This is a genomic window from Aquabacterium sp. A08 (genome assembly GCF_011742065.1).
The window spans coordinates 29,900-46,392 of record NZ_JAAQQT010000640.1 but is presented as its reverse complement, the minus strand read 5'-3'; the positions used below and the strand labels follow the sequence as shown (position 1 = coordinate 46,392).

The window sequence follows — 16,493 nt, the reverse complement described above, 5'->3', positions numbered from 1 at the left end:
TGCAGCAGCTGCCAGCCGGCGCGCAGGATCTCCTCCACGCTGTCCTTGTGCTGCGCGTCCAGCCGGGGGTCGAGGTCCAGCGTCTGGGCGTAGCCCAGCATCAGGTTGAGCGGGGTGCGCAGTTCGTGCCCCATGTGGGACAGGAAGGCCGGCTGGTGCTGCGCCAGCGCGTGGCTGGCCACGGCCTGCAGCTGGCCCAGCGCGGCCTGTTTGTCGGCCAGGCTGGAATGGAGTTCCAGCATGCGCTGGCTGCTGGCGCGCAGGGCCAGCAGCAGGGCGGCATTGCGCGCGGCCTGCAGCAGCGCTTGGCGCTGTTGCGGTGTCAGCTGGCGTGGCACGGTGTCCAGGGCGCAGGCGGTGCCCAGCGGCAGCCCGGCCTCGTCGTGCACCACCGCGCCGGCGTAAAAGCGGATGAACGGCGCCCCAGTCACCAGGGGGTTGTCGGCGAAGCGCGGGTCTTTCAGCGCGTCGGGCACCTCCAGCAGCTCCGCCTCGCTCAAAGCGTGGCCGCAGAACGACACCCGGCGCGGCGTTTCGCTCAGCGCCACGCCGCGCCGCGCCTTGAACCACTGGCGGTCCGCGTCCACCAGGGTCACCAGCCCCATCGGCACCTGGCATTGCTGGCAGACGAAGTCCACGACCTGGTCGTAGGCCGCCTCGGCGGCCGTGTCCAGGATGCGCAGGGCGTGCAGGGCGGCCAGCCGTTCGGCTTCGCGGGGCAGCTCAGGCGGTGCTTGCATGTGGGACCTTCGGGTGTGGGGCGGCGGTGGGCGCCAGGGGCAGGGTGATCCAGAAGGTGCTGCCCAGCCCCGGCTGGCTGCGCACGCCGATGGTACCGCCCATCAGTTCCAGCAGTTGCCGGGTGATGCACAGCCCGATGCCGGTGCCTTCGATGCTGGCGCCGTCGGTGTCCAGCCGCTGGAAGGGCTTGAACAGGTCGTCCATGCGTTCGGGCGGGATGCCCCGACCGGTGTCGCTCACCTCCAGCCGCAGCTGGCCCCGGGGCCCGGCTTGCAGCGCCACCACCACCTGCCCATCGGCGCGGTTGTACTTCACCGCGTTGGTCAGCAGGTTGAGCAGCACCTGGCGCAGCCGCAGCGCGTCGGCCCACAGCACGGCGGTGGGGGCTTCGGGCAGGTGCAGCGTCACGCCGTGGCGCTCGGCCAGGCCGCGCACCAGCTGCTCGCAGTCGCGCAGGGTGTTGGCCAGGGGCACCGGCTCCAGCGACATCTCCACCTTGCCGGTGTTGATCTTGGCCAGGTCCAGCACGTCGTTGATCAGCTCCAGCAGGTGCCCGCCGGCCTGCAGGATTTCGGCCACGTTGTCCTGTTGCAGCGGGGTCAGCTCGGGGTCGATCTGCAGCATCTGGCCAAAGCCCAGGATGGCGTTCATCGGGGTGCGCAGCTCGTGGCTCATGGTGGTCAGGAAGCGGTCCTTGCTGCGCGAGGCGGCCTCGGCGGCTTCGCGCGCCTCGGCCAGGTCCAGTTCGTGGCGTTTGCGGCTGTCGATGTCCTGCACCGTGCCGTAGAGCCGTTCGCAGCGCCCCTCGTGCCACTCGGCGTTGCCGATGTGTCGCACCCACAGCTCGCGGCCGTCGGCGGTGACGATGGTCAGCTCCAGGTCCCAGCCCTGGCCGTGCCGCAGGGCGCGCCCGGCCGCCAGGCGCAGGGCATGGACCTGGCGCACGCGGCCCAGCGCATCGCTGAGGCCAAGCGCGGTGCCACTGGGCACACCAAAGATCTGGCAGGTCACCGGCGACCAGTGCACCTGCGCGCTGCCCACCTCGTGGTCCCAGGTGCCAATGCCGGCGGCCCGGTTCGACATCTCCAGCGCCTGCTGGGTGTTGCGCAGCAGCTTTTCGTCGGCCTTGCGCGCGGTGATGTCGTGGCTCATGCAGACGATGCGGCGGATGTGGCCGTGGCTGTCCAGCACCGGGGTGACGGTGCTGTCGAGCCAGTAGAGGTGGCCGTCGCGGGCACGGTTGCAGACCTCGCGCCGCCACGGCCGGCCGCTGCGCATGTGGGCCCACAGGTCGTCCCAGAATTCCCGGGGGTGCACGCCGGAGCGCAGCAGCCGGTGGTCCTGGCCGATGAGCGCCTCCGCCGGGTGGCCGCTGATGCGGGCAAAGGCCTCGTTGACCCGGGTGATGGTGCCGGCGCTGTTGGTTTCGGCGTACACGCTGTGCTCGGTCATGGCGCGCGCGAACGAGGCCAGTTCGCTGCGCAGTTCCTGGCGCCGGCGGCGGTTGTGGGTTTCCTCGGTGATGTCGCTGAGCAGGCCGACGAACACGTCCTGTGGCGGCAGCCGGGCCTGCCCGACCGACAGCCGCACCGCCAGCCGGCGGCTGTCCGCCTTGAGCAGCAGCAGTTCGCGCACGCCGGGCCGGATCAGGCCCAGCGGGTCGGGGTCGGGCGCGTCGGTGTCGGTGCACAGCCAGCTGTGCAGCCGGCGCTCGGGCAGGCCGTCAGCGGGCAGTCCCAGCAGCTCGCGGGCCCGCACGTTGGCCGTCAGCAGCCGGCCTTGGGCGTCGAAAGTCACCAGGCCGTCGAGCGCGTTGTCCAGAATGGCCGCAAAGCGGTGTTCCTTGTCGGACAGGGCCTGCACGGTCTGACGGTAGGCCAGCCAGGTGGCGCTGCCCCCCGCCACCAGCAGCACCAGCAGGAACACCAGCAGGGTTTGCGACAGGCGGATCGGGTCGGTGCCCACCTGCAGCGACGCCAGCACGTGGTGCATGCCCAGCAGCGAGAGGTAGTGGCTCAGCACCAGCCCCGCCCCCGCCACCCCCCCGGCCAGCAGGTCGCGCTTGAGCAGCTGGCCGGTTGACCGGCCCAGCGTGCCGCGCCCCAGGCGCAGCCAGAAGGCCCAGCCAAAGCCCAGACCCGACAGCAGCAGCGGCGGCAGGTCGTGCCAGCCCAGCAGCGCCGTCCAGGGGGTGCCGGCGGCGGCCACCGCGCCGATGTGGCTGCCCAGCATGCCGGCGCTGATCAGCAGCCCGGCGGTGGCGCAGCGCCGGTACGACACCGGCGGCGCCGCCAGCCGGTCCAGGCCCAGCCAGGCCGCGGCCACGGTGGGCACGATCGACAGCAGCAGCCCGCCGTCGTCGGCCGGCAGGGCCGTGCCCTGCAGCCCCAGGGCAAACGCCCCCAACAGGTGCACCACCCACAGGCCGGTGCCCAGGGTCAGCGCCGCGCTCAGGTGGGCCAGGCGCGCCTGCAGCGGCACCGCGGCCTTGTGGGCCAGGCCGGTGATCTGCATCACCAGCACGCAGGCGGTGACGGCGGCCAAGGCCGACAGCGCCACCAGCCAGCCGTCCGGGCTGGGGGCCGGGTGGGGCAGTGACAGTGCGTCGGTCAGCGTCCAGGCCATGGCGCGGGTCAGCGGGGCCGGCGCTCGTAGGTCACGAAGGCAAAGGCCAGCCCGTCGTCGCTGCGGTGGCGCTCGCGGGCGGTTTCGGTCCAGTCCGGCCCCAGGGTGGGGGCGTGGGCGTCGCCGTCGTACACGCGGTCGATTTCGGTCACCAGCGCCCGCTGCGCCAGCGGTTCGGCTTGGGCGTAGATTTGTGCGCCGCCCATGACCCAGACCTCGGCCGGGGCGGGCGTTTGAGCGCGGCACCGGGCCAGGGCCGCCTCCAGGCTGTCCACGGGCACGGCGCCTTCGGCCTGCAGCGCCGCGGCGCGCTGGGGGTCGCGCGTCAGCACCAGATTCAGGCGGCCGGGCAGGGGCCGAAAGCGCGCCGGCAGCGACTCCCAGGTGGCCCGCCCCATGACGACCGGGCAGCCTTGGGTGTGGCGCCTGAAGTGCGCCAGGTCTTGCGGCAGGTGCCAGGGCATGGCGTTGTCCCGGCCGATGACGCCGTTGGCGGCGCGGGCGTAGATGAGGTTGATGCGCATGGCGGCCCAGCATAGCAGCCCCGCCCCGCCGTGGCTGGCCGGGGGGTATGGTCCGTCCTGGCCCATCCGCCGCCACCGCCCGGCCCGGTTTGGGCACAATGCCCGCATGCCGAACACCACCGCCGCCTTTCCCTTTTGTGCCTGGCTGGGCCTGCGTCACCCCGTGGTCCAGGCGCCCATGGCCGGCTCGCAGGACAGCGCGCTGGCGTTGGCCGTGTGCGCCGCTGGCGGCCTGGGCTCCCTGCCCGCCGCCACCCTGAGCCTGGACGCTTTGCGTGCCGAACTGCAGCGCTTGCAGGCGCAGGCGGCCGGCCCCTACAACGTCAACTTCTTCTGCCACCGCCCGCCCACGCACGACGCGGCGCGCGAAGCCGCCTGGCACCGGGCTCTGGCGCCGTTCTGCGCCGAGGCCGGTCTGCCGCCGCCCAGTGGCCCGGCCGTGGCGGCGCGCGCCCCCTTCAGCGCCGCCGCCGCCGAGCTGCTGGCCGCCTTCCGCCCCCCGGTGGTGAGTTTTCACTTTGGCTTGCCCGAGCCGGCGTTGCTGGCGCAGGTCAAGGCCTGGGGGGCCAAGGTGCTAGCCAGCGCCACCACGGTGGACGAGGCGCGCTGGCTCGAAGCCCACGGCGCCGACGCCGTGATCGCCCAGGGGCTGGAGGCCGGCGGCCACCGCGGCCTGTTCCTTACCGACGACCTGACCACCCAGCTGGGCACCTTCGCCCTGCTGCCCCAGGTGGTGCGCGCGGTGCGGGTGCCGGTGATCGCGGCCGGGGGCATTGTGGACGCCGCCGGCGTGGCCGCCGCGCAGGCCCTGGGCGCAGCCGGCGTGCAGGTGGGCACCGCCTACCTGCTGTGCCCCGAGGCCACCCCCACGCCGCTGCACCGCCAGGCGCTGCGGTCCGACGCGGCACAGCACACCGCGCTGACCAACCTGTTCACCGGGCGACCGGCGCGCGGCATCGTCAACCGCGCCATGCGCGAACTGGCCGCCGGCACGGTGGGCCTGAACCCGCTGGCCCCGGCGTTTCCGCTGGCGGCCAGCGCCATGGCGCCCTTGCGCGCCGCCGCCGAAAGCGCGGGCCGCAGCGACTTCACCCCGCTGTGGGCGGGCCAGGGCGCGCCCGCCTGCCGCCCCCTGCCGGCGGGCGCGCTGACCCAGGCACTGGCCAGCGGCTGGCGGACCTGAGCGCCGGCCGCGCCACGGCGGGCCGCTTCGGCGTGCCCGACCGTCGCCCGGCGGTGCCTGTCGCTAAAATGAAGGGTTAGCCCAGCCGGTGCCCGTGCGCCGCTGCGCCGGCCCCTCAACCCCGACCCCCCGCGTGGTGCCGCCACGCCGCAGCCGACCATGACCCAGCCTTCCGCGACACCCGTGGCCTCCGTGGCCGAGATCCGCAAGACCTTCCTGGACTTCTTCGCCGCCAAGGGCCACACCGTGGTCGCGTCCAGCCCGCTGGTGCCCGGCAACGACCCGACACTGATGTTCACCAACAGCGGCATGGTGCAGTTCAAGGACGTGTTCCTGGGCACCGACAAGCGCAGCTACGTGCGCGCCGCTTCCGTGCAGGCCTGCCTGCGCGCCGGTGGCAAGCACAACGACCTGGAAAACGTGGGCTACACCGCCCGCCACCACACCTTCTTCGAGATGCTGGGCAACTGGTCCTTCGGCGACTACTTCAAGCGCGAATCGCTGAAATGGGCCTGGGAACTGCTGACCGAGGTCTACCAGCTGCCGGCCGAGCGCCTGCTCGCCACCGTGTACGCCGAGGACGACGAGGCCTACGACATCTGGACCCAGGAAATCGGCCTGCCGCCCGAGCGCGTCATCCGCATTGGCGACAACAAAGGCGGCCGCTACAAGTCCGACAACTTCTGGATGATGGCCGACACCGGCCCCTGCGGCCCGTGCTCGGAAATTTTCTACGACCACGGCGACCACATCCCCGGCGGCCCCCCGGGCAGCCCGGAAGAAGACGGCGACCGCTTCATCGAGATCTGGAACAACGTGTTCATGCAGTTCGAGATGCACGAAGACGGCTCCGTCACCCCGTTGCCCGCCCCCTGCGTGGACACCGGCATGGGCCTGGAGCGCCTGGCGGCCATCCTGCAGCACGTGCACAGCAACTACGAAATCGACATCTTCGACGCGCTCATCCAGGCCGCCGCCCGCGAAACCGGCTGCAGCGACCTGGCCAACCCGTCGCTGAAGGTGATCGCCGACCACATCCGCGCCACCGCCTTCCTGATCAGCGACGGCGTGATTCCGTCGAACGAAGGCCGCGGCTACGTGCAGCGCCGCATCGTGCGCCGCGCCATCCGCCACGGCTACAAGCTGGGGCGCAAGGCACCGTTCTTCCACAAGCTGGTGCCCGACCTGGTGCGCCTGATGGGCGCGGCCTACCCGAACCTGGCGGCACAAGCCCAGCGCATCACCGAGGTGCTGAAGGCCGAGGAAGAGCGCTTTTACGAGACGCTGGAAAACGGCATGCAGATCCTGGACGCCGCGCTGGCCGACGGCGCGAAGGTGCTGCCCGGCGACGTGGCCTTCAAGCTGCACGACACCTACGGCTTCCCGCTCGACTTGTCGGCCGACGTGTGCCGCGAGCGCGGCCTGGGCGTGGACGAGGCCGGCTTCAAAGCCGCCATGGAAAAGCAAAAAGCCCAGGCCCGCGCCGCCGGCAAGTTCAAAATGGACAAGGCGCTGGACTACACCGGTGCCGGCAACACCTTCGTCGGTTACGAGCAGCTGGCCACCCAGGCCAAGGTGCTGGCCCTGTACGTGGACGGCACCCCGGTGGCCGAACTGAAGCACGGCCAGACCGGTGTGGTGGTGCTGGACACCACGCCCTTCTACGCCGAAAGCGGCGGCCAGGTGGGCGACCAAGGCGCGCTGACCAGCGGCTCGGCCCGCTTCGCGGTCGAAGACACCCTGAAGATCAAGGCCGATGTCTTCGGCCACCACGGCGTGCTGGAACAAGGCACCCTGGCCGTGGGCGACCACGTGGCCGCCGAGGTGGACACCGCCCTGCGCGCCGCCACCGTGCGCAACCACAGCGCCACCCACCTGATGCACAAGGCCCTGCGCGAAGTGCTGGGCGGCCACGTGCAGCAAAAAGGCTCGCTGGTCAACGCCGAGCGCACCCGCTTCGACTTTGCCCACAACGCCCCGGTGACCGACGCCGAAATCCGCCAGATCGAGGCCATCGTCAACGCCGAAATCCTGGCCAACAGCGCCACCGATGCGCGGGTGATGGACATCGAAAGCGCCCAGAAGACCGGCGCCATGATGCTGTTCGGTGAGAAATACGGTGAAACGGTGCGGGTACTCGACATCGGCTCCAGCCGCGAACTGTGCGGTGGCACCCACGTGCAGCGCACCGGCGACATCGGCCTGTTCAAGGTGGTGGCCGAAGGCGGCGTGGCCGCCGGTGTGCGCCGCATCGAGGCGGTGACCGGCGCCAACGCGCTGGCTTACCTGCAGCAGCTGGAAAGTACCGTGGGCGAAGCCGCCGGTGCCCTCAAAGCCCCCACCGCCGAGCTGACCGCCCGTGTCGCGCAGACGCTGGAGCAGATCAAGGCGCTGGAAAAGGAAGTGGCTGCCTTGAAAGGCAAGCTGGCCTCGGCCCAAGGCGACGAACTGCTGGGCCAGGCCGTGGACGTGAAGGGCCTGAAGGTGCTGGCCGCGAAGCTGGACGGTGCCGATGCCAAGGTGCTGCGCGACACCATGGACAAGCTCAAAGACAAGCTGAAAACCGCCGCCATCGTGCTGGCCGCCGTGGACGGTGGCAAGGTGCAGATCGCCGCCGGCGTGACCGCCGACAGCGTGGGCAAGCTCAAGGCCGGCGAGCTGGTGAACTTTGTGGCCCAGCAGGTGGGCGGCAAGGGCGGCGGCAAGCCCGACATGGCCATGGCCGGCGGCACCGATGCCGCAGGCCTGCCCCAGGCCCTGGCCAGCGTTCAGGCGTGGGTGACCGAGCGGGTGTGACCGCCGCAGCCTTCCCTGGCTGAATGGGAAAGCCGCAACGTCTGAGCGTTGCGGCTTTTTTTGTGGCGGCCCGGGTGGCGTGCAGGCACAGCTTGCAGGCCAGTGCCCATGGGCCCGTTCAATCCTTCCGCCGCACCCACCGCCCCAGCGGTGCCTCCACCCAGCGTTCGAACGCCCCGCCGAGCAGCACGCTCATGCCCCACACCGCCAGGAACAACGCCACCCCGGCTGCTGGGCCGCTCAGCCCCAGGGCCGCGAACAGCGCATTGCCCAGCAGCAGCACCGGAAAGTGCACCAGGAACAAGGCGTACGACGAGCGCCCCAACGCGTGCAGCGCCGCGCCCAGGCCGCAGGGCAAGGGCAGGCGCCAGGTCCAACGCTGCGCGGTGGCCAGCCAGAGGGCCACGGCCAGCGCCAGGGCGATGCGGTGTCGGAATTCCAGCAGCAGGGCCAGCGTGCCCAGCACGACCAGGCCGGCGAGCCACGCACCCCGGGCCCACGCCTGTGGCCATTGCCCGGACCAGCGCGCCATCACCCCCAGCCCGTAGGCCCCGAAGAAGTAGATCGACCAGTCGTCCAGCCCCGGGGCGCGGTTCCACCACAGCAGGGAGGCGGCCGCCACCCCCAGCACCAGCGCCTGTGCCGTGCGCGCTTGCCCGCCGCGTTGCCCCAACCACAGCAGCAAGGCCAGCAGCGCGTGCAGTTGGAAGTCGATGGCCACGTACCAGATGCCGGCCGACAGGGCTTCCACCCCCATCACCTCCTGCAGCAGCAGGGCGTGGGCCAGCCATTCGTCCAGCGAGGGGTGCTCGGGCACCAGGTCGGCGCTCAGCCAGGGGCGGGACACGGCCGCGGCCGCCATGGCCAGCGCCAGCGCCACCAGGAACGGCGGGGCCAGCCGCAGGTAGCGCCGCCACAGGCTGAGCCCCAGGGCCGACACACCGCCCGCCATGGCCGGCATCAGGCTGGGCACGGCCAGGTAGCCGCCCAGCACCAGAAACACCTGCACCGCCATGCGGCCGTAGCCGTAGAGCCAGTCCATCAGGGCCGGGGCGGCGTGTTCCATGGCCTCGGCCACCGGCCCGTAGGCCGACAGGTGGTGCAACACGATGGTTTGCGACGCCAGCACCTTGAGCGCGTCGATGCCGGGTTGGCGGGCGGTGGTCACGGTGCGTCCGGCCAGCGCAGGCAACGCGCGCTCTCGAAGCGCCGGGGCGCGCCGGTCACCGGGTCGGTGAAGGCGATGGCCTGGGCCAGCAGGCGCAGCGGGTTGGTAAAGTCTTCGGCCTCGCCCGGTGCGCGCCGCACCACCGGGTAGAACTGGTCGCCCGCCATCGGCAGGCCCAGGCCGTTCAGGTGCACGCGCAACTGGTGGCGTTTGCCGCTCACGGGTTCCAGCCGGTAGCGCGCCCACGGGCCGCGCTGCTCCAGCAGGTGGATGTGGGTTTCGCTGTTGTCGGGCAGGCCTTCGTGCGGCGCGGCTTCGCGCATTTTGTAGAAGGCGTCCTCGCACTCCAGGATGTGGCTGCGGCGCGTCTGCGGCCAGGCCAGGTGCGGCGCAGCGGGGGCGATGGCTTCGTAGGTTTTGGCTATGTGCCGTTCGCGGAACAGGCGCTGGTAGGCGTCGCGGTCTTGCGGGCGCACGCTGAACACCACCAGCCCGGCGGTTTCGCGGTCGATGCGGTGCAGCGGGCTGAGGTTGGGCAGGTTCAGCCGTCTTTTCAGGCGCACCAGCAGGCTCTGCTGCACGTAGCGCCCACCGGGAGTGACGGGCAGAAAGTGCGGTTTGTCGGCCACCACCAGGTGTTCGTCCTGGAACACCACCGTTTCCTCGAACGGAATGACCGGCTCCTGCGGCAGCGCGCGCCAGTAGTACACGCGGGCGCCGTTCTCGTAAGGGGCTTCGGGTGGCAAGGGCAAGCCGTCGTCGCCCACCACCTCGCCGGCTTGCATGCGCTGCAGCCATTCGGTGCGCGGCACGCGCGGCAGGCGCTCGGCCAGAAAGTCCAGCAGCGTGGGCCAGGGCGCCACGCGCATGCGCGGCAGCGCCACGCAACTGGGCGAGACCCCGTCGCGCATGGGGATGGACGCGTTTTTGGGCACGTGGGCCATGGTGGCTTTTGGGGGCGCGGTCAGCGCAGGAAGCGGGCGCGCACCCGCAGGTCCGGCCCCACGGGCGTCACCTCGTGGAAAGCCAGCTTGGGCCCTTGGTCCAGTTCGGTGAACGGGCCGATGTTCGCCAGCCCGGCGCCGGGGCCCAGCAATTGCGGCGCCAGGTAGAGCAGCAGTTCGTCCACCAGCCCTTCGCGCAGAAAGGAGCCGTTGAGCTTGTGGCCGGCCTCCAGGTGCAGTTCGTTCACGCCACGCCGGGCCAGGTCGGCCAGCATGGCGGCCAGGTCCACCTTGGCGTGCGCTCCCGCAGCGCCGGGGGCACCGGGACAGTCCACCACGGTGGCGCCTGCTTGCGCCAGCGCGGCGCGCTGGGCGGCGGTGGCGGGCGGGTCGCTGGCGGTGTAGATCAACACCTCGCCCGGCGGCGGCAGAATGCGCGCGGCTGGCGCGATCTCCAGCCGGGAGTCCACCACCACCCGCAGCGGCTGGCGCGGGGTGGGCACCAGCCGCACATCGAGCCGGGGGTCGTCTTCCAGCACGGTGCCGATGCCCGTCAGCACGGCCGATGCGCGCCGGCGCCAGGCGTGGCCATCGGTGCGGGCGGCTTCACTGGTGATCCACTGGCTCACGCCGTTGGCCAGCGCGGTGGTGCCGTCGAGCGACGCCGCAATTTTCAGGCGCACCCAGGGCCGGCCGCGTTCCATGCGGCTCAAAAAGCCGATGTTCAGCTCGCGGCTGGCCACGGCCAGGGGGTGTTGCGGGTCCAGCAGGTGCACGTCAATGCCAGCGGCGCGCAGCCGCGCCAGCCCTTGGCCGCCCACCAGCGGGTTGGGGTCGGGCAGGGCCACGACCACACGCCCCACCTGGGCGGCGATCAGCGCGTCGCAGCAGGGCGGGGTGCGGCCGTGGTGGCTGCAGGGTTCCAGCGTGACCAGGGCGGTGGCCCCACGCAGGTCGGCCCCAGAGGCCTGGGCGGCGCGCAGCGCCACCACTTCGGCGTGTGCGCCACCGGCTGCTTGGGTGTGCCCCTCAAACACCTGCCCGTTGCGGGTGACCAGCCGGCACGCCACCCGCGGGTTCGGGTCGGACAGGCCGATGGCCTGGGCCGCCAACGCGTCCAGGCCGTCCAGCCACTCGGGCGGGCAGGGGGCGGGGGAGGGGGCGTTCATGTCAGCGCGCCGTGCGGCCGGGGGCGGCGCGGTTCAGGCCGGGCGGCGGAACACCAGGTCCCACACGCCGTGGCCCAGGCGCAGGCCCCGGTTCTCGAACTTGGTCAGCGGCCGGTACTCGGGCTTGGGTGCGTAGCCGCCCAGGCCGGCGTCGGTGGCGGTGTTGGCCAGCAGCGGCTCGGCGGTCAGCACCTCCAACATCTGCTCGGCGTAGGGCTGCCAGTCGGTGGCGCAATGGATGTAACCACCGGGCTTGAGCCGGCTCACCAGCTTGGCCACCAGCGGCGGCTGGATCAGGCGGCGCTTGTTGTGCTTCTTTTTGTGCCAGGGGTCGGGGAAGAAGATGTGCACCCCGTCCAGCGTACCCTCGGGCAGCATGTGGTCCAGCACCTCCACCGCGTCGTGCTGCAGGATGCGGATGTTGGCAATCGCCTGCTCGCCGATGCGTTTGAGCAGCGCGCCCACGCCGGGCTCGTGCACTTCGCAGCACAGGAAGTTCTCGTCCGGGCGCACCCGGGCGATGTGCGCCGTGGCTTCGCCCATGCCAAAGCCAATTTCCAGAATCAGCGGCGCGCTGCGGCCGAAGGCGGCGGGTGCGTCCAGCGCCTGCGGCGCGTAAGGCAGCAGAAAACGCGGCCCCAGGTCGGCAAAGGCCTTGGCCTGGCCGGTGGTGGTGCGGCCCGCGCGCTTGACGAAGCTCTTGATGGTTTTGGGGTGCGGCACGCCCTGGGGCGCACCGGCCGCGTCGGCGGGCGGCTGGTGGGGGGCGGTGTCGCCCGGGGTGGGGGATGGGGTAGCGTTCACAGCCCGGCATTGTAGGCACCCGGGCCGTTGCTGGCCATGTGCCGGCTGGCCACCATGGCGGCGCACGCGGGCGGCGCGGGGGTCAGGTCAGCGCCGCCCGCCGGGCCCAGTGCTCGGTCCAGGCGGCCAGCGCCGCTTCCACCGGGCCGTGCTGGGCGGGCAGGTGCAGCGCCCGGGCGGCGGCGTTCAGGGCGGCCAGCGGGTCGCGCACGTCCAGCGGCGGGGCGCCGTGTTGCTTCGAGAGTTTTTCGCCGTCCGCACCGCGCACCAGCGGGGTGTGGCGGTAGCGCGGCGTGGGCAGGCCCAGCGCCCGCTGCAGCAGGATTTGCCGTGCGGTGTTGTCGGCCAGGTCCTCGCCACGCACCACATGGGTGATGCCCTGGTCCGCATCGTCCACCACCACCGCCAGCTGGTAGGCCCACAGGCCGTCGGCGCGGCGCAGCACGAAGTCGCCCACGGCCTGGGCCACGTCCTGGTGCTGCGCGCCCAGGCGCGCGTCGTGCCAGCGCAGGGGCGTGGCGCTGCCGGTGGCGGCCAAGGCCGCCGGCACGTGCAGCCGCCAGGCGCGCGCGGGGCGGCCCTGCAGCCCGCCGCGTTCCGGGCGGCAGGTGCCGGGGTAGGGCCGTTCCACGTGCCGTTCGTGCGCCCAGCCCTGGGCCGCCAGCGCCTGTGCAATGTCCTTGCGGGTGCAGGCGCAGGGGTAGGCCAGCCCCGCAGCCACCAGTCGGTCCAGCGCGGCCTGGTACAGCGCGCCGCGCCGCGATTGCCAGCACACCGGCCCGTCGGGGTGCAGGCCCAGCGCGGCCAGTTGCTGCAGGATCTGCGCGTCGGCCCCCGGCACGCAGCGGCCCGCGTCCACGTCCTCGATGCGCACCCGCCAGACGCCGTGGTGGGCGCGGGCGTCCAGCCAGCTGGCCAGCGCCGCCACCAGCGAGCCCGCGTGCAAGGGCCCGGTGGGCGAGGGCGCGAAGCGCCCGTGGTAGCCGGCGGGCCGCGCCGTCATGCCATGGCGAGTGCCAGTTCCAGGCCCGACACGAAAGCGTTTTCCACCCGGTACCCCAGGCACCAGTCGCCGCACAGGCCCAGGCCCTGGCGCGCGTCCCACAAGAAGGGCAGGCCCAGCGGGGTTTGCGTTTGCGCGTAGCGCCAGCGGTGCACCGCGGCGTGCCCGGGCTGGGCGCGGATGCCGGTGATCTCGGCAAAACCCTTGAGCAGTTTGGCCGTCACGCGCTCGGCGTCGTCTTCCAGGTGTTCGGCCGACCAGGCCGGGCTGGCCTGGACCGTCCAGCGCTCCACCGGGCTGCGGCCGGGTTTGCTGGTTTCCCGCGCCAGCCAGCGGATGCGGTGGTGGTCGCCGCGCGCGGCGTGCCAGCGCGGCCCAAAGCCCGCGGCACCGGCCTGCGTCGCCTGGGGAAAGGCGACCATCAGCGTCCAGCAGGGGGCCACCGCCACCGCGTCCAGCTGGGTCTGCCAGGCTGGGGCCAGGCCGCTGTCGCGCAGCAGCGCCTGGGCCTGGGGGTGCGGCACGGCCAGCACCACCTGGTCAAAGCCGCCATGCACCTGCTGGGCGCCTTGCGGGCCTTGGGTGCGCAGCTGCCAGCGCAGGGGCGAGACGGCGTCGGCCTCCAGCCGCGTGACCTGGGTTTCGAGCACGGTCTGGGCGTTCAGGCTGCCGTCGGCCAGGGGCGCGGCCCAGGTTTTCACCAGTGCGTTCATGCCGGGGGTGGCCACCCAGTGGGCCTCGCGCGGGGGTGGGGCGCTGGCCATGGTCTGGCCCAGGTGGTCCAGCACGCGCACGGTGTTCACCCGCCACGGGGCGGTCAGGCCGGGCACCGTGTCCAGCGCCTGCTGGAAGCGCGGGTCGCGCACGGTGAAGAACTGGGCGCCGTGGTCGAAGCCGCCGAAGTCGCTGCGGCGGGTGGCCATGCGACCGCCGGCGCCCCGGCTTTTCTCGAACAGGGTGACGCGGTGGCCGGCCTGCACCAGGGTGCGGGCGCAGGCCACGCCGGCCATGCCGGCCCCGACGACGGCGATGTGGCGGGGTTCAGCAGGGGAGGCGCTGGGAGCGGTGCGGCGGCGCGGTGCGGGCATGGTGGGGGTCTCCAGGGCGGTGTGTGCAGCCACTGTACCAGCCCTGCGGGCCTCAGCGGGCGTGGTGGTTGTGCAGCAGGGCGTGTCGGGTGGCGGGTCGGGCCAGCTGGGCGGTCCACCAGGCCAGGGCGCGGCCCGCTTGGCCGCTGCCGCGGCGCCCACCGGGGGCCGCGTGGCCGCGCCAGGCGTAGCTGGGGCGGTACAGGCGCGCCGGCAGCGTGGTGGCCTTCACCACCAGCCGGCCCGCGTCCACAAACGGTTGCACCAGCGGCAGCGGCAGCGAGCCGCAACCCAGGCCGCGCAGTTGCGCCTCCAGCTTGTGCTGCATTGTGGGCACGGTCAGCACGTCCTGGCCGGGCAGCAGGCCAAAGGTCAGGCCGCTGCCGCGCTGGGTCGAATCGGCCACCGCCACCACCCGGTGGGGTTGCAGGTCGGCGGGGGTCAGCGCTTCGGTGGCCTGGGCCAGCGGGTGGTGCGGCGCCACCACAAACACGAATTGCACCTCGCCCAGCGGCGCGCTGTGCAGACCCTGGGCGTTCACGCTGTCCAGCGTCACCCCCAGCGCCAGGTCGGCCTGGCCGGTCAGCAGCGTCTCCAGCGTCCCCGACAGGGTTTCGGCCCGCAGCCGCAGCCGGGTGGGCGCACCCAGTTCGTAAAACGCCTCGCACAGCTCGAACAGGGTGGTGCGCGAGACGATGGCGTCGGCGGTGATGGTCAGCTGCGGCTCCCAGCCGGTGGCGATGCGCTTGACGCGCTGGGCCACCGCGTCCAGTTCCAGCAGCAGGTGCTCGCTCACGCGCAGCAGCTCGGCGCCGGCGGGGGTGAGCTGGGCGCGGCGCGCGTGGCGGTCGAACAGCAACACGTCCAGCGCCTCCTCCACCTGGCGCACCCGGTAGGTCAGGGCGCTGGGCACCAGGCCCAGTTCGCGCGCGGCCGCGGCCATGCTGCCGGCGCGTGCCACGGTGCCGATCAGGGTGAGGTTTTCGGGTGACAGGGCGGCGCGCTGTTTTTGCATGCAAGGGTCTGGAGTGTTCAGTATTTTTGAATCATGCCAGCAAACCGCTGCGCCGTCACCCCGGCCGCCGCGGGCTACAGTGGAGTCCTCGCCACCCCACACCGGAGACCGCCATGATGCAACTGCGCCGCTCGCAAGAGCGTGGCCACGCCGACCACGGTTGGTTGCAAAGCCACCATTCCTTTTCCTTCGCCGACTACTTCGACCCCGCCTTCATGGGCTGGGGCAACCTGCGCGTCATCAACGAAGACCGCATCGCTCCGGGCACCGGCTTTGGCACCCACGGCCACCGCGACATGGAAATCGTCAGCTACGTGCTGGCCGGCAACCTGGCCCACCGCGACAGCCTGGGCAACGTGCAGGGCATCCCCCCCGGCGAGGTGCAGCGCATGAGCGCCGGCCGTGGCGTGACGCACAGCGAGTTCAACCACGCCCCGAACCAGACCACGCATTTCCTGCAGATCTGGATCGAACCGAGCGAGCGCGGCATCGACCCCGGCTACGAGCAAAAAGCCTTTGCCGAGGCCGACAAACGCGGCCGCCTGCGCCTGGTGGCCGCGCCCGACGGCGCCGACGGCGCGGTGACCCTGCACGCCGATGCGCGCCTGTACGCCGGCCTGTTCGACGGCCCGGAAACCGCCGAACTGGCCCTGGATCCGGCCCGCAAGGCCTACGTGCACCTGGTGCGCGGCCGCCTGCGCGCCAACGGCCAGCCGCTGAGCGCTGGCGATGCGCTGATGCTCCAGGACGAATCGTCCCTGCGGCTCGACCAGGGCTGTGAGGCCGAAGTGCTGGTGTTCGACCTGGCCCCCTGAATTTTTCACCCCCTCGGCCCGCCCGGGCCCTTCCCTTGCAGGAGTTGTTTCCATGACCCAAGTCGTTGTTGTTTACCATTCCGGCTACGGCCACACCCAGCGCGTGGCCCAGCTCGTGGCCGAAGGCGCCCAAGCCGAGCTGCTGCCCATCGACGCCGACGGCAACCTGCCCGACGGCGGCTGGGACACGCTGAACGCGGCCGACGCCATCATTTTCGGCACCCCCACCTACATGGGCGGCCCGAGCTGGCAGTTCAAGAAGTTTGCCGACGCGTCGTCCAAGGCCTGGTTCGGTCGCGCCTGGCAGGACAAGGTGTTCGGCGGTTTCACCAACAGCGCCAGCCTGAACGGCGACAAGGGCGCCACGCTGATCCAGCTCCAGACCCTGGCGTCGCAACACGGTGGGCTGTGGGTCAGCCTGGGGCTGCTGCCGGCCAACACCCTGGCCGCCACCCGCCAAGACGTCAACAACCTGGGCGGCTCGGTCGGCCTGTTGGTGCAGTCGCCGTCCGACGCCGGCGCCGACAAAATCCCCCAAGGCGACCTGGACACCGCCCGCCTGTACGGCGCGCGGGTGGCCGCGGTGGCGGCCAAGTTGCGCGGCTGACCTGACCTAGG

At 72.0% G+C, this 16,493-nt stretch carries 14 protein-coding genes; 4 read left to right on the top strand and 10 right to left on the bottom strand.

Annotated features, from left to right (window positions below):
- The 3 genes from HA630_RS13875 to HA630_RS13865 form a co-directional block, all read right to left on the bottom strand.
- Window positions 1–740: GAF domain-containing protein (locus tag HA630_RS13875; protein ID WP_166835354.1), on the bottom strand; the 740-nt coding region annotated here is incomplete at its 3' end.
- A complete protein-coding gene (locus HA630_RS13870; RefSeq protein WP_166833879.1) occupies window positions 724–3,366 on the bottom strand; it encodes an ATP-binding protein in 2,643 nt (880 codons plus the stop codon). The genes HA630_RS13875 and HA630_RS13870, both read right to left, overlap by 17 nt.
- Window positions 3,367–3,374: 8 nt before the next feature.
- Complete coding sequence (locus HA630_RS13865) at window positions 3,375–3,890, bottom strand: dihydrofolate reductase (protein WP_166833877.1); 516 nt, start codon at window positions 3,888–3,890, stop codon at window positions 3,375–3,377.
- A 106-nt stretch (window positions 3,891–3,996) separates the two neighbouring features.
- Between HA630_RS13865 and HA630_RS13860 the strand changes: the two genes are divergently transcribed.
- Both HA630_RS13860 and alaS read left to right on the top strand, forming a co-directional pair.
- Entirely contained in the window at window positions 3,997–5,073 is a 1,077-nt protein-coding gene (locus tag HA630_RS13860) for a nitronate monooxygenase family protein (protein WP_166833875.1), read from the top strand.
- A 159-nt stretch (window positions 5,074–5,232) separates the two neighbouring features.
- On the top strand, window positions 5,233–7,869 hold the full coding sequence (gene alaS / locus HA630_RS13855; protein WP_166835359.1) for an alanine--tRNA ligase: 2,637 nt from the start codon (window positions 5,233–5,235) through the stop codon (window positions 7,867–7,869).
- Window positions 7,870–7,987: 118 nt separating this feature from the next.
- Here alaS and HA630_RS13850 read toward each other — a convergent pair whose 3' ends face one another.
- The 7 genes from HA630_RS13850 to HA630_RS13820 all read right to left on the bottom strand — a co-directional run bounded on the left by HA630_RS13850 (window position 7,988) and on the right by HA630_RS13820 (window position 15,060).
- On the bottom strand, window positions 7,988–9,037 hold the full coding sequence (locus HA630_RS13850; RefSeq protein ID WP_166835357.1) for an acyltransferase family protein: 1,050 nt from the start codon (window positions 9,035–9,037) through the stop codon (window positions 7,988–7,990).
- The gene (locus HA630_RS13845) at window positions 9,034–9,981 is read right to left on the bottom strand and encodes a pseudouridine synthase (RefSeq protein ID WP_166834682.1); all 948 of its coding nucleotides are present in this window, start codon (window positions 9,979–9,981) and stop codon (window positions 9,034–9,036) included. Before HA630_RS13845 ends, HA630_RS13850 begins: the two co-directional genes overlap by 4 nt.
- A gap of 20 nt (window positions 9,982–10,001) precedes the next feature.
- Window positions 10,002–11,150, bottom strand: a complete 1,149-nt coding sequence (gene ribD / locus HA630_RS13840; RefSeq protein ID WP_166834680.1) for a bifunctional diaminohydroxyphosphoribosylaminopyrimidine deaminase/5-amino-6-(5-phosphoribosylamino)uracil reductase RibD — start codon at window positions 11,148–11,150, stop codon at window positions 10,002–10,004.
- Between the two features lie 33 nt (window positions 11,151–11,183).
- On the bottom strand, window positions 11,184–11,954 hold the full coding sequence (gene trmB, locus HA630_RS13835; RefSeq protein WP_166834678.1) for a tRNA (guanosine(46)-N7)-methyltransferase TrmB: 771 nt from the start codon (window positions 11,952–11,954) through the stop codon (window positions 11,184–11,186).
- Window positions 11,955–12,036: 82 nt separating this feature from the next.
- Window positions 12,037–12,957: a tRNA glutamyl-Q(34) synthetase GluQRS gene (gene gluQRS / locus HA630_RS13830; protein WP_166834676.1), complete on the bottom strand. Its 921-nt coding sequence runs from the start codon at window positions 12,955–12,957 to the stop codon at window positions 12,037–12,039.
- Window positions 12,954–14,045, bottom strand: coding sequence for an NAD(P)/FAD-dependent oxidoreductase (locus HA630_RS13825; protein WP_166834674.1), 1,092 nt, complete (start codon window positions 14,043–14,045; stop codon window positions 12,954–12,956). Before HA630_RS13825 ends, gluQRS begins: the two co-directional genes overlap by 4 nt.
- 52 nt (window positions 14,046–14,097) lie before the next feature.
- Window positions 14,098–15,060 carry a LysR family transcriptional regulator gene (locus HA630_RS13820; RefSeq protein WP_166834672.1) on the bottom strand — a complete coding sequence of 321 codons (963 nt, stop codon included), beginning with the start codon at window positions 15,058–15,060 and terminating at the stop codon, window positions 14,098–14,100.
- A 113-nt stretch (window positions 15,061–15,173) separates the two neighbouring features.
- On the opposite strand from HA630_RS13820, the gene HA630_RS13815 reads away from it, so the two are divergent.
- Window positions 15,174–15,875: a pirin family protein gene (locus HA630_RS13815; protein WP_166834670.1), complete on the top strand. Its 702-nt coding sequence runs from the start codon at window positions 15,174–15,176 to the stop codon at window positions 15,873–15,875.
- A gap of 52 nt (window positions 15,876–15,927) precedes the next feature.
- Window positions 15,928–16,482 carry a flavodoxin family protein gene (locus HA630_RS13810; RefSeq protein ID WP_166834668.1) on the top strand — a complete coding sequence of 185 codons (555 nt, stop codon included), beginning with the start codon at window positions 15,928–15,930 and terminating at the stop codon, window positions 16,480–16,482.
- Window positions 16,483–16,493: the final 11 nt, after the last annotated feature.

Excerpts from the sequence above, each read along its gene's own strand:
- HA630_RS13870 (WP_166833879.1), bottom strand. The coding sequence starts at position 3,366 with ATGGCCTGGACGCTGACCGACGCACTGTCACTGCCCCACCCGGCCCCC.
- alaS (WP_166835359.1), top strand. The coding sequence starts at position 5,233 with ATGACCCAGCCTTCCGCGACACCCGTGGCCTCCGTGGCCGAGATCCGC.
- HA630_RS13810 (WP_166834668.1), top strand. The coding sequence starts at position 15,928 with ATGACCCAAGTCGTTGTTGTTTACCATTCCGGCTACGGCCACACCCAG.
- HA630_RS13845 (WP_166834682.1), bottom strand. The coding sequence starts at position 9,981 with ATGGCCCACGTGCCCAAAAACGCGTCCATCCCCATGCGCGACGGGGTC.
- gluQRS (WP_166834676.1), bottom strand. The coding sequence starts at position 12,957 with ATGACGGCGCGGCCCGCCGGCTACCACGGGCGCTTCGCGCCCTCGCCC.
- ribD (WP_166834680.1), bottom strand. The coding sequence starts at position 11,150 with ATGAACGCCCCCTCCCCCGCCCCCTGCCCGCCCGAGTGGCTGGACGGC.
- HA630_RS13860 (WP_166833875.1), top strand. The coding sequence starts at position 3,997 with ATGCCGAACACCACCGCCGCCTTTCCCTTTTGTGCCTGGCTGGGCCTG.
- HA630_RS13865 (WP_166833877.1), bottom strand. The coding sequence starts at position 3,890 with ATGCGCATCAACCTCATCTACGCCCGCGCCGCCAACGGCGTCATCGGC.
- HA630_RS13815 (WP_166834670.1), top strand. The coding sequence starts at position 15,174 with ATGATGCAACTGCGCCGCTCGCAAGAGCGTGGCCACGCCGACCACGGT.
- HA630_RS13820 (WP_166834672.1), bottom strand. The coding sequence starts at position 15,060 with ATGCAAAAACAGCGCGCCGCCCTGTCACCCGAAAACCTCACCCTGATC.
- HA630_RS13825 (WP_166834674.1), bottom strand. The coding sequence starts at position 14,045 with ATGCCCGCACCGCGCCGCCGCACCGCTCCCAGCGCCTCCCCTGCTGAA.